This window comes from Amycolatopsis circi (genome assembly GCF_003385235.1).
GTDB lineage: Bacteria > Actinomycetota > Actinomycetes > Mycobacteriales > Pseudonocardiaceae > Amycolatopsis > Amycolatopsis circi.
This window is the reverse complement of sequence record NZ_PQIA01000203.1, coordinates 1-11534: the sequence shown is the minus strand read 5'-3', so window position 1 is coordinate 11534 and position 11534 is coordinate 1. Positions and strand designations below refer to the sequence as shown.

Below are 11534 nucleotides of genomic sequence, written 5' to 3'. Positions count from 1 at the left end.
GCCCAGCCCCCGCACATCACCGGGAACAGGCAGCACGAGCTGAACACACCCAGCCCCCTGCGCCCGCAACGCGAGCAGCAACTGCACCGGAGTAGCCGCCCGATGGAACGCGAGCGGGAGATCGAACGCGTCAGCCGCGGCGGGATCGGCCGCGACCACGTCATGGGCCTCGGCCCAGTCCTGCAAGGCGTCGAGGACGTCGTCGGACGCCGCGGCCCCGTTCAGCCACGCGGAGGACCAGACGGCGAGAGTCGCACTGGGTCGGCACACGACTGCTGATTTTACCGGTTCCTCCCGGCTCCGCCGATCCCCGCCCGGCTGGAGCCGCTCCACATCGACGGATGCCGGAACGGTCAGTAGCGTCGAAGGGGTGAACGCTGTTCCCGACGCTCTTCCCCGTACTGCCGGCGAGCTTCGCGCCGCCGGATACGCCCCGCGCCCGATCGCGCGCGAGATCCACGACAACCTGCTCGCCGCGCTGCGCGAGGGCCGCGACGCCTGGCCCGGCATCGTCGGCTTCTCCCGCACCGTGCTGCCCCAGCTCGAACGCGCCCTGCTCGCCGGCCACGACGTCGTCCTGCTCGGCGAACGCGGCCAGGGCAAGACCCGCCTGCTGCGCACCCTGGCCGGTCTGCTCGACGAATGGACCCCGGTCATCGACGGCTCCGAGCTGGGCGAACACCCGCTCGACCCGATCACGCCCGCCTCGATCCGCCGCGCCGCCGAACTCGGCGACGACCTGCCGGTGGCCTGGCGGCACCGCAGCGAGCGCTACACCGAGAAGCTGGCCACGCCGGACACGAGCGTGGGCGACCTGATCGGCGACGTCGACCCGGTCAAGGTGGCCGAGGGCCGCAGCCTCGGCGACCCGGAGACCATCCACTTCGGACTCGTGCCGCGTGCGCACCGCGGCATCGTCGCGATCAACGAGCTGCCCGACCTCGCCGAGCGGATCCAGGTCGCGCTGCTGAACGTCATGGAGGAACGCGACATCCAGGTCCGCGGCTACACGCTGCGGCTGCCGCTGGACGTCCTCCTCGTCGCGACCGCCAACCCCGAGGACTACACCAACCGCGGCCGCATCATCACGCCGCTGAAGGACCGCTTCGGCGCGGAAATCCGCACGCACTACCCGCTGGACGTCGAGTCCGAGGTCGCCGTCGTGCGCCAGGAAGCGAACCTCGTCGCGGAGGTCGGCGAACCGCTGCTGGAAGTGCTGGCCCGGTTCGTGCGGAACCTGCGCGAGTCGCCGGTGATCGACCAGCGTTCCGGCGTGTCCGCCCGGTTCGCGGTGGCGGCGGCCGAAACCGTCGCGGCGGCAGCCCTGCGCCGCGCCGCGGTGACGGGGGAGGACCCTGCGGTCGCGCGTCCGGTCGACCTCGAAGCCGTGCCCGCCGTGTTGCGCGGCAAGGTGGAGTTCGAGCCGGGCGAGGAGGGCCGCGAGGTCGAGCACCTCGTGCACCTGATGCGCCGCGCGATCGCGGAAACCGCCCGCGAACGGTTCGCCGGGCTGGACCTGCGGCCGCTGTCGGACGCGGTGGCGGACGGACACCTGGTGGCCACCGGAGAGCGCATCCCGGGTGCGGAAGTCCTTGCGGCGCTGCCGGAACTGCCGGTGCTGCACGAGGTCGCCCAGCGGGCCGGAGTGGCTGCGGACGAGCCGGCGGGCCGGATCGCGGCAGCGGTCGAACTGGCTCTGGAGTCGCTGTTCCTCGCCCGCAGGCTGGCGAAGGACTCCGACGACGGCACGACGGTGTACGGCGAGTAATGCCGCTCTTACCCGAGGGATATTCCTACGGCCCGTGGCACGACGGGCCGGATCCGCTGGCCCCGCCCGCGGACCTGCGGGACGCACTGGACGAGATCGGCCGCGAGGTCATGGGCGGCTCGTCTCCGCGTTCGGCGCTGGAGGAATTGCTGCGCCGCGGCACCGAACGCACGGCTGGTCTCGACGAACTGACCCGCCAGCTGTGGCAGCGCCGTTCGCAAATCCAGCGGCGGCACCGTCTCGACGGCACCCTGCAGGAGGTCCAGCAGCTGCTGCAGGAAGCCCTCCAAGCCGAGCGCCGGGAACTGTTCCCGGACCCCGACGACGAGGCTCGCTTCCGCGAGGCGCAACTCGACGCGCTGCCGCCAGGCACCGCCGCGGCCGTCCGTGAGCTGAACGAGTACGACTGGCGTTCTGACGAAGCACGGCAGAAGTACGACCAGATCCGTGACCTCCTCGGCCGCGAACTGCTGGACGCGCGGTTCCAGGGCATGAAGCAGGCGATGCAGGACGCCGGGCCCGAGGACGTCGAGCGGATCAACCAGATGCTCGGCGACCTCAACGCGCTGCTGTCCGCGCACGCCCAAGGCGCGAGCGACATCGGCGAACGCTTCAGCGAGTTCATGCGGCGGCACGGCGAGTTCTTCCCGGAGAACCCGCAGAACGTCGAGGAGCTGATCGACGTGCTGGCCGCCCGGTCCGCCGCCGCGCAGCGGATGCTGAACTCGATGTCCGAGGAGCAACGGGCCGAACTGGCCGAGCTGTCGCAGCAAGCCTTCGGCGACCCGAGGCTGGCGCAGCAACTGTCCGCTTTGGACTCCCAGCTGCGCGCATTGCGCCCGGGGGAGGACTGGACGTCGTCGTCGCGCTTCCGCGGCCAAGACCCGCTGGGTCTCGGCGAAGGCGCCCAGGCGATGGCTGACCTGGCCGAACTGGATGGCTTGGCCGAGCAGCTGGGCCAGTCGTATCCGGGTGCCCGCCTGGAAGACATCGACCTGGAGGCGCTGGAGCGTCAACTCGGCCCGGACGCGGGCGTCGACGCGCGCCGCCTGTCCGAGCTGGAACGAGAACTGCGTCAGCAGGGGCTCTTCGAACGCGCCGCGGACGGCACCTTGCGGTTGTCTCCCAAGGCATTGCGTCGACTGGGCGAGACCGCACTGTCCGATGTGGTCAATTCGCTGCGCGGCAAAACCGGCGAACGGGAGACCGAATCCGCGGGCGCGGCAGGCGAACCGACCGGTTCGAGCCGTCCCTGGCGATTCGGTGACATGCAACCGTGGGACGTTCCGCGGACCGTACGCAACGCCGTACTGCGCTCCACCGCGGTCGGCGCGGGGAGCGTTCGCCTCGATGTCGAGGACGTCGAAGTCATCGAGACCGAACACCGCTCCCGGGCCGCGGTCGCGCTGCTGGTCGACACGTCCTGGTCGATGGTCCAAGAGGGCCGCTGGCTGCCGATGAAACGCACCGCGCTGGCGTTGCACCAGCTGATCAGCACCAGATTCCGCAACGACGCCCTGCAGCTGATCACCTTCGGCCGCTACGCGATGCCCGTGGAACTGCCCGAACTGGTCGGACTGGAAGGCACCTGGGAGCAAGGCACCAACGCCCACCACGCGCTGCTGCTGGCCGGACGCCACCTGCGCCGCCACCCGGACGCCCAGCCGGTGGTGCTCATGGTCACCGACGGCGAGCCCACTGCGCACCTGGAACCGGACGGTGAAGCGGAATTCTCCTACCCGCCGGAACCGGCGACCATCTACAAGACACTGTCCGAAGTGGACAGAATCGCGAAGCTGGGCGCTTCCGTCACCGTCTTCCGGCTAGGCGACGACCCACGCTTGGAAGCCTTCGTGGACAACATCGCCCGCCGCTCCGGCGGCCGGGTCATCGCCCCGGACCTGGACGGACTGGGCGCCGCGGTCGTAGGGGACTACCTCCGCACGCGCCGCCGCTGACCACTCGGCCGAAAGTCCGTGAAGGGCTCCTTGAGGGAATCAGATTCCCTGAAGGAGCCCTTCACGGAGCTACCGGCGGTGCACCAGGATCCGTGCCCCGTCGCCGGGGACGAGCGTGATGTGCCGGGTCTTGGTCCGTTCCGGCCGGGGGTTGGGCGCGCTGACCCGGTACCGCGCGAACAGCTCCCGCAGCACGATCGTGGCTTCCAGCAACGAGAATCCCGCCCCGAGACAGCGCCGCGCGCCGCCGCCGAACGGGAACCAGCTGCCGGCGGGCGGACCGCTGCCGAGGAACCGCGTCGGATCGAACACTTCCGGCGACGGATGGTGCTCCGCGTCCGCGTGAATCATCGAGATCGACGGCAGCACCATGTACCCGGCAGGAACCGTATATGGCCCGACCTGGACGTCCTTGGTGAGCTTCCGCGACACCTCGGAGATGATCGGCCGCAACCGCATCGCTTCCTTGGCAACCGCTTCGAGGTACTTCTCGTCGCCCTCATCGGCGGCGCGAGTGGTCTCCGCGGCAGTGGCCGGGTCCCGGGCAAGCTCATGCAATGCCCACGCCAGCGCGGTAGCCGTGGTCTCATGCCCCGCCAGCAGCAACGTGATCAGCTGGTCGCGCAGTTCAAGATCGCTGAGCTGATCTTCGCCGGGCACCGTCAGCAGCCGCGACAGCACGTCGGTCCGTTCAGCCAGATCCGGCGCCGCCCGCCGCTCCGCGATCTCGGCGTACAGCAGCTGATCGACCCGCTGCTGCCGCTCCCGGTTCCGCCGCCACGGCCCGAACTTCTGCAACGCGGGGCTGTGCCACCCGAAAAGATCCAACGCGCTGACGTTGACGATCTGCTCCAGCGCCACACGCAGCTCCGCCAGCCGAGGCCCGTCCGTCACCCCGAAAACGACCCGCAGAATCACTTCGAGCGTCAGCGCCCGCATCCGGTCGTGCACGCGGAACGCCCGGCCCTGCGGCCATCGCTCCAGCTCCGCGACAGTCAGCTCGGTGACCATGTCGCGATACCCGCGCATCGCCGCCCCGTTGAACGCGGGCATCAGCAGTTTCCGCGCCCGGCGGTGCTCCTCCTCGTCGGTGAGCAGCACCGAATGCTCGCCCAGCATGGGCTTGAGCACCATGTTCCCCTCGCCGGCATGGAACGTCTCGACCGGACCGGCGAAGATCTCGCGGACCAGATCGAGGTTCCCGACCAGCACCACCGAACGCTCCGGGTACAGCTTGAGCCGCACGACGTCCCCGTAACGGCGTTGCAGCACGGGCAGCAGGGAGTTGCGGAAAGCGCCGAAAAGGACGGTTTGGACCGCGAGAGGCAGCCGGGGACCGGGCGGAAGTGCGGAACGGGCGCGGGTCGGCGTGCGCAGAGCCATGCTTCGTTCGTACTCGCGCCGGACCGCGGTGTCCACCAGACTTGACCCTCACGCGGCGTGAGGCGTGATCGTGGTTTCTCGCAAGGGCCATTCGGCCGAAGAAACGGGGGGAGAGCGATGGGCTACCGGGTGGGCGAGGCGGCGGCGCTGGCCGGCGTCACCGTGCGCACGCTGCACCACTACGACGAGATCGGGCTGCTGTCGCCGAGCGGGCGGACCGCGGCCGGCTACCGGCGCTACGACGACGCCGATCTCGACCGGCTGCAGCGGATCCTGCTCTACCGGGAGCTCGGCTTTCCCCTGGAGACGATCGCGTCCGTGCTCGCGGAGCCGGGAACCGACGCCGACGGCCACCTGAAACGGCAGCGGGAGCTGCTGGTGGCCCAGGCGGACCGGATCGAGCGCATGGTCGCGGCCGTCGATCGATTGCTGGAGGCGAGAGCCATGGGCAACGCGTTGACGCCCGAGGAGAAGTTCGAAGTGTTCGGCGGATTCCAGGAGCCGGAAGGCTACGCGGAGGAGGCCGTCCGGCGCTGGGGCGGCTGTCCGGAGTGGAAGCGGACGCAGCTGCCGGAGAACAAGCAGGAGTGGGCCGAGGCGGAGCGGCAGCGGAAGGACTGGGCGAGCCGCCTGGTCGCGCTGGTCGACGAGGGCACGCCCGCGGACAGTCCGGCGGCCGGGCAGCTCGCCGAGGAACACCGGGCGATGCTGTCCGCGGTGATGGGGGAGTGCGGGTACGCGATGCAGCAGCGGATCGCTGACCTGTACGCGGACGAGCCCGCGCAGCTGGCGTTCCTGGTCCGGGAGGACGAGCAGCGGCCCGGGATCGGGGCGTACGTGCGCGACGCCGTCCGGGCGAACGCCGCGCGGCAGTCGGCCTGACCCTTGAGGTGGGAGAGACAGCGCGGCTGTCTCTCCCACCTCGTGGGAAAGCGGACGGACGTCACGCTTACAGTCGGAGGCATGCAGACTTGGTCATCCGTCGCCGTGCCCCGGCTGCCCGGCACGCCCCGCCCCCTCCGGCTCCACGACACCGCGACCGGGCAGGTCCGCCCGACGGCACCCGGCGCCGCTGCCCGGATGTACGTCTGCGGCATCACCCCCTACGACGCGACGCACCTCGGCCACGCGGCCACCTACCTCGCGTTCGACGTGGTCAACCGGGTGTGGCGGGACAACGGGCACGAGGTGCACTACGTCCAGAACGTCACCGACATCGACGAGCCGCTGCTGGAGCGCGCGGAACGCGATTCGGACGACTGGATCGTGCTCGGCATGCGCGAAACGGCGCTGTTCCGAGAGGACATGGAGGCGCTGCGGGTGCTGCCGCCGCGGCAGTTCGTCGGCGCGGTCGAAGCGATCCCGGAGATCGTCGAGGTGATCGCGAAGCTGCTCGCCGACGGCAGTGCCTACCGCGCGGACGACGCCGAGTTCCCGGACATCTACTTCGACCACAACGCGACCGGTCGGTTCGGCTACGAATCGAACTACGACGCCGAGACCATGGCGAAGTTCTTCGCCGAGCGCGGCGGCGACCCGGACCGTCCCGGCAAGCGGCATCCGCTGGACGCGCTGCTGTGGCGCGTCGCACGCGAAGGCGAGCCTTCGTGGGAGTCGGAGCTGGGAGCCGGGCGTCCCGGCTGGCACATCGAATGCAGCGCGATCGCGGTGAACCGGCTCGGTCTCGGTTTCGACGTGCAGGGCGGCGGTTCCGACCTGATCTTCCCGCACCACGAGTACAGCGCGGCGCACGCTGAGGCCGTCGCCGCCGATCACCCGTTCGCCCGGCACTACGTGCACGCCGGGATGATCGGGCTCGACGGCGAGAAGATGTCGAAGTCCCGCGGCAACCTGGTCTTCGTGTCGCGGCTGCGCGCCGACGGCGTCGACCCGGCGGCGATCCGGCTCGCGCTGTTCGCCGGGCACTACCGCGAGGACCGGGCGTGGACCGGCCAGTTGCTGGTCGACGCGCAGGAGCGGCTGGCCCGCTGGCGCGAAGCGGTCGCGCTGCCGGCCGGACCGGACGCGGAGGACACCGTGGCGCGGCTGCGCGACCACCTCTCCGACGACCTGAACACGCCGAAGGCCCTCACCGCGATCGACGCGTGGGTCACGTCGGCGCTGCGCCGCGACGGCGCCGATCAGGCCGCGCCGGGCTTGGTCAAGGAGGCCGTGGACGCCTTGCTGGGCATCGTCCTCTGAGCCCTTTGGGATTGGACGGTGGCCGGAATTCGCTCCGGCCACCGTCCGCGCACCTAACTGTATAATGACCTATACATCCTGGCGTTGGCCGTCCGCCAGCGCCAGGTGGTCACCCTCCCAGCGGCGGCGCAACCACCGATCATGCGAGGCAAGGACGACCGCGCCCGGCGCGCTGTCGAGCGCTTCGGACAGTTCCTCGGCCAGGCTGAGCGACAGGTGGTTGGTCGGCTCGTCCAGCAGCAGCACGTCCGGCGGCTCCGCGAGCAGCACTGCCAGCGCCAACCGGCGACGTTGACCCACTGAAAGCTCGCCGACCGGACGGTCGTGCTCCCTCGGCGGCAGCAATCCGAGCGTGGACAGCGAAGGCGCATCGTCACCGGCCGCGGCGCGGTAGACCTCCTGCGCGGTCCGCTTCGGCCGAGCGAACGTGACGTCCTGTTCCAGCAGCCCCACTCGCACGCCGGGTCCGAAGTGGACAGTCCCGGCCGACGGCGCGAGCTGACCGGCGAGCACGGACAGCAGCGTGGATTTGCCCGCCCCGTTGCCGCCGGTGACGAGGAGCCGCGCGGTGCGGTCCACGTCGAGTTCGTCCAACTGCACGCGCCCCGGCACCGCGATGCCGCGCAACGACACCGCCGGACCTTCGCCGCTGGTGTCCGCGGTGAGCGCGGCCCGGAACCGCAGCGGCGCGGGCGGTTTGCGGACTTGCTCGCGCTCCAAGGTGTCGAGCTTGAGCTGTGCGTTGCGGACCCGGCGGGAGATCTGCTTCTGCACGCGACCGGTCTTGAAGTCGTAGAGCATCTTCGCGTTGTCGCGCGGAGCACGGTTGTGCGCGACCCGCCGCGCGGTGCCGTGCACGGATTCCCGCAGCTGCTTGAGTTCCTCCTGTTCTTCGCTGAACCGCTGCTCCCAGCGCGCCCGTTCGGCCTTCTTCTGGCCGAGGTAGTCGGTGTAGCTGCCGCCGTAGCGCGTCGCGCCGCCGACGCGGCGATCGGCCGGAACCGGGTCCAGGTCCACGATGTCCGTGCAGACCGCGTCCAGGAACACGCGATCGTGCGAGGACAGCACGACGACGCCGGTCAGTTCCGCGAGATGGTGTTCGAGGAACTCCATGGCGTTGTCGTCGAGGTGGTTGGTCGGCTCGTCGAGCAGCAGCGTGCGCGGCCGCCGCACGAGCAGCGCGGCGAGCCCGAGCCGGGACCGCTGCCCGCCGGAGAGCGTGTGCAGCCGCCGGTCGTGCTTGATGTCGCCGAGCCCGAGACCGGTGAGGACGAGATCCGCGCGCCGGTCCGCGTCCCACAGGTCGTGTGCCTGGGCCCATTCCAGGACGTGGCCGTACTCGCTCAGCGCCTCCGGGTCGTCGGGGCGTTCGGCGAGGACGGCGGCCAGCTTGTCGAGCGTCTCCGCGGCGGTGCGGATCTCGGCGAGCGCCTCGTCGAGCACGTCGGAAACCGTCGCGGTGCCGGCGAACGGCAGCTCCTGGAACAGGAAGCCGAGGTCGCCGTGCCGCACGACGTCGCCGGCGCGGGGGACTTCAAGCCCGGCGAGCAGCCGGAGCAGGGTGGATTTCCCGACCCCGTTTTCGCCGACGAGACCGATCCGCCTCCCCGGCGACGCGACGAGCGAGACGCCGTCGAGGACGGTCCGGGCGCCGTAGCCGAAGACGAGATCGGAGGCGTGCAGGACAGTAGACATGAGTGATCACCGGGCCTTTGCGGTGGAAGCAAAATCCCCGACGGGCAACGCGCGGCTTCCCGGGAGCAGGGCTCGACCGGGAGCGGCCTCGATGCGGGGAGGGCTCGGTTCAGCTGTCCATGATGGCCGGGAGCATAACGCGGAGCGCACCCCGGCGGGCAACCGGTTTTTCGGGCGATCGGTCCGCGCTGGTCAGGATGCTCGCGGCGGCAGCGCCGGATGGTCGGCCGGATAGATGCCGACGGCGAAGCCGTAGGTCGTGTCCCCGGACCGGGGAAGCTGGTCGAACTCTTCGACGAGCCGGGCCATCCGGTCCCAGAACTGCGAGGCCTGGTCCGCGGAGATGCGTGCGTGCCGGATGAAACCCCACAGCTTTCCCGCCTCGAACGCCGCCGCGGACTCGCGTGCCGCCACTTCGAAGTCGTTGAAATCCCCGGCGTTCCCCATGGCCGGTCCCGGCTCGACGAAGAACATGCGTGCGGTGCGGCCGTAGAACCGTTCCTCGACCGCGCGGACCCGGCGCGTGCGAACGACCTTGAGCAGGCCGTTGACCGCGAGCACGTGCACGTGGTGCGCGACTGTGCTTTTGGGGCGACGCACCGCCGCCGCGAGTTCGCTCACGGTCGCCGATCGCTCGTGCAGCAACTGGAGGATCGAGGTCCGCAACGGGTGTCCGATCGCCTTGACCTGCGCGGGTTCGGTCAACGCCAGCCGATCGGCGAGTTCGTAGTCGGGCGGGTTGTTCGCCATGGCTGAACAGACTAGCGTTGCCGAACGTTCCACATAACTGGTTCGTTCACTGAGGGGATTTCCGGCATGGCCGAAATCGTGCTGTACCACCACATCCAGGGCTTGACCGACGGCGTGCGCGGCTTCGCCGACGAACTGCGCCAGGACGGGCACACCGTCCACACTCCCGATCTGTTCGAGGGCCGGACGTTCGCCAGCATCGAAGACGGCTTCGCCTTCGCCCGCGAGGCTGGCTTCGAGCAGGTGCGGGAACGCGGGATCGCCGCGGCGGAGGCCCTGGGGAAGGAACTCGTGTACGCCGGGTTCTCCTTCGGCGTCACCGTCGCGCAGCGGCTCGCGCAGACCCGGCCGGGAGCGCGCGGTGCGCTCTTCTTCGACTCCTGCCTGCCGGTCAAGGAGTTCGGGACGACGTGGCCGGAGGGGGTTCCGGTGCAGATCCACGGCAAGGAGAACGACGAGTTCTTCGAGGAGGACCTGCCGGCCGCCCGCGAACTCGTCAGCTCCGCCGCGAACGCGGAGTTGTTCGTCTATCCCGGCGACCAGCATCTCTTCGCCGACTCCTCGCTGGCCGCGTACGACCCGAAAGCAGCCGGTGTGCTCCTGGAGCGCGTGCGCTCGTTCCTCGCCTCGCTGTAGCCGGACGGCTTGACGCGGGGGCAGCCGCCTGCAATTCTGAAAGAATCGTTTCGAAAGAAACCCTTCAGAGTTAGGCGAGCCGATGGCTGAACTGCCCCCGCGGAAGCGGATCGACGACGTCGAGCTGCTGCGTGCGCTCGCGCACCCGCTGCGTTCGGCGCTGGTGCACCACTTGATGGCGGTCGGCCCGTCGACGGCGAGCGAATGCGCGGATGCGGTCGGCTCGACGGCGTCGAACTGTAGCTGGCACCTGCGCAAACTGGCAGAACACGGCCTGGTCGAGCGAGCCGAGGGCGGCGACGGCCGGGAGCGGCCATGGCAGGCCTGCCACGTCGGATTGGTGCTCGGCCGCCCGGGCGGAGATCCGGCCCTCACCGCGGCGCAGCTCGCGGTCACCGGCACGGAGCTGGCCGAGGAGCAGGAGCTGACGCAGCGGTACCTCGACACCGTCGAGCAGCTGGACGAGGACTGGCGCGAGACCGGCGGATTCTTCTCCTACGGACTGAACGCGACGCCCGAAGAAGTCACCGCGCTGACCAAGGCGATCGACGACCTGATCCGCCCGTACGTCAGCACGATCCGCAAGGACGCACCCGCCGACGCCCGCGCTGTCTTCGTCGGGATGCGCGCCTTCCGCCGGATCGGGCACGACGGGAAACCGGCATGAGACGGCTGCTCGCCGCACCAGGATTCGCGCGGCTCTGGGTGTCCGCCTTCTTCGGCGAGACCGCCGAATGGATGCTGCAGGTCGCGCTGCCGGTGTACCTCTTCGTCCGCACCGGTTCGGCGGTCACGACCGCGTTGAGCATCGTGCTCGGGCTGCTGCCCGCGGTGCTGCTGAGCCCGATCGCCGGGGTCGTCGCGGATCGGTGGGACCGCCGGGTCGTGCTGGCGGCGGTGTGTGCCGGGCAGGCGCTCGTGGTGCTGCCGCTGCTGATCGGCGCCGAACTGCCGGTCGCGGCGGTCTACGCGGTGATGGCGGCGCAAGCGGGTCTGGCGTCGGTGTTCGAACCGGCGCGCAGCGCGCTGGTGCCGGAGCTGGTCGGCGTCGAGGACGTCACCTCGGCGAACGGTCTGATGAGCGTGAACGGCAGCGTCGCACGGCTCGCGGGCGGCTGGGCCGGGGGAGCGTTGCTGGGGTG

10 protein-coding genes and 1 pseudogene are annotated in these 11534 nt (G+C 70.3%); 7 read left to right on the top strand and 4 right to left on the bottom strand.

Annotation, left to right across the window (positions count from 1 at the left end):
* Positions 1–270: pseudogene (locus tag D0D37_RS43660) on the bottom strand (hypothetical protein); the annotation flags it as partial.
* A gap of 100 nt (positions 271–370) precedes the next feature.
* Between D0D37_RS43660 and D0D37_RS43655 the strand changes: the two are divergent.
* Together D0D37_RS43655 and D0D37_RS43650 are read left to right on the top strand one after the other, a co-directional pair.
* Positions 371–1768, top strand: coding sequence for an ATP-binding protein (locus D0D37_RS43655; protein WP_116206435.1), 1398 nt, complete (start codon positions 371–373; stop codon positions 1766–1768).
* Positions 1768–3726, top strand: coding sequence for a vWA domain-containing protein (locus D0D37_RS43650; protein WP_116206434.1), 1959 nt, complete (start codon positions 1768–1770; stop codon positions 3724–3726). The genes D0D37_RS43655 and D0D37_RS43650 overlap by 1 nt, the downstream gene beginning before the upstream one ends.
* Positions 3727–3795: 69 nt before the next feature.
* On the opposite strand, the gene D0D37_RS43645 is transcribed toward D0D37_RS43650, so the two are convergent.
* Complete coding sequence (locus D0D37_RS43645; protein ID WP_116206436.1) at positions 3796–5109, bottom strand: cytochrome P450; 1314 nt, start codon at positions 5107–5109, stop codon at positions 3796–3798.
* A gap of 117 nt (positions 5110–5226) precedes the next feature.
* Between D0D37_RS43645 and D0D37_RS43640 the strand changes: the two genes are divergently transcribed.
* Together D0D37_RS43640 and mshC are read left to right on the top strand one after the other, a co-directional pair.
* Positions 5227–5991, top strand: coding sequence for a MerR family transcriptional regulator (locus tag D0D37_RS43640; RefSeq protein WP_116206433.1), 765 nt, complete (start codon positions 5227–5229; stop codon positions 5989–5991).
* A gap of 81 nt (positions 5992–6072) precedes the next feature.
* On the top strand, positions 6073–7311 hold the full coding sequence (mshC, locus tag D0D37_RS43635) for a cysteine--1-D-myo-inosityl 2-amino-2-deoxy-alpha-D-glucopyranoside ligase (protein WP_116206432.1): 1239 nt from the start codon (positions 6073–6075) through the stop codon (positions 7309–7311).
* Positions 7312–7380: 69 nt separating this feature from the next.
* Here the strand turns inward: mshC and D0D37_RS43630 are convergent, their stop codons facing one another.
* Both D0D37_RS43630 and D0D37_RS43625 read right to left on the bottom strand, forming a co-directional pair.
* Positions 7381–9006, bottom strand: coding sequence for an ABC-F family ATP-binding cassette domain-containing protein (locus D0D37_RS43630; protein ID WP_116206431.1), 1626 nt, complete (start codon positions 9004–9006; stop codon positions 7381–7383).
* A 192-nt stretch (positions 9007–9198) separates the two neighbouring features.
* Positions 9199–9756 (bottom strand): ArsR/SmtB family transcription factor, encoded by a 558-nt coding sequence (locus D0D37_RS43625; protein ID WP_116206430.1) that lies wholly within the window; start codon positions 9754–9756, stop codon positions 9199–9201.
* Positions 9757–9822: 66 nt separating this feature from the next.
* Between D0D37_RS43625 and D0D37_RS43620 the strand changes: the two genes are divergently transcribed.
* The 3 genes from D0D37_RS43620 to D0D37_RS43610 all read left to right on the top strand — a co-directional run.
* Complete coding sequence (locus D0D37_RS43620; protein WP_116206429.1) at positions 9823–10392, top strand: dienelactone hydrolase family protein; 570 nt, start codon at positions 9823–9825, stop codon at positions 10390–10392.
* An 82-nt stretch (positions 10393–10474) separates the two neighbouring features.
* The gene (locus D0D37_RS43615; protein WP_116206428.1) at positions 10475–11059 is read left to right on the top strand and encodes a winged helix-turn-helix domain-containing protein; all 585 of its coding nucleotides are present in this window, start codon (positions 10475–10477) and stop codon (positions 11057–11059) included.
* Positions 11056–11534 (top strand): MFS transporter (locus tag D0D37_RS43610; RefSeq protein ID WP_116206427.1); only part of this gene is annotated, 479 nt, incomplete at its 3' end. The genes D0D37_RS43615 and D0D37_RS43610, both read left to right, overlap by 4 nt.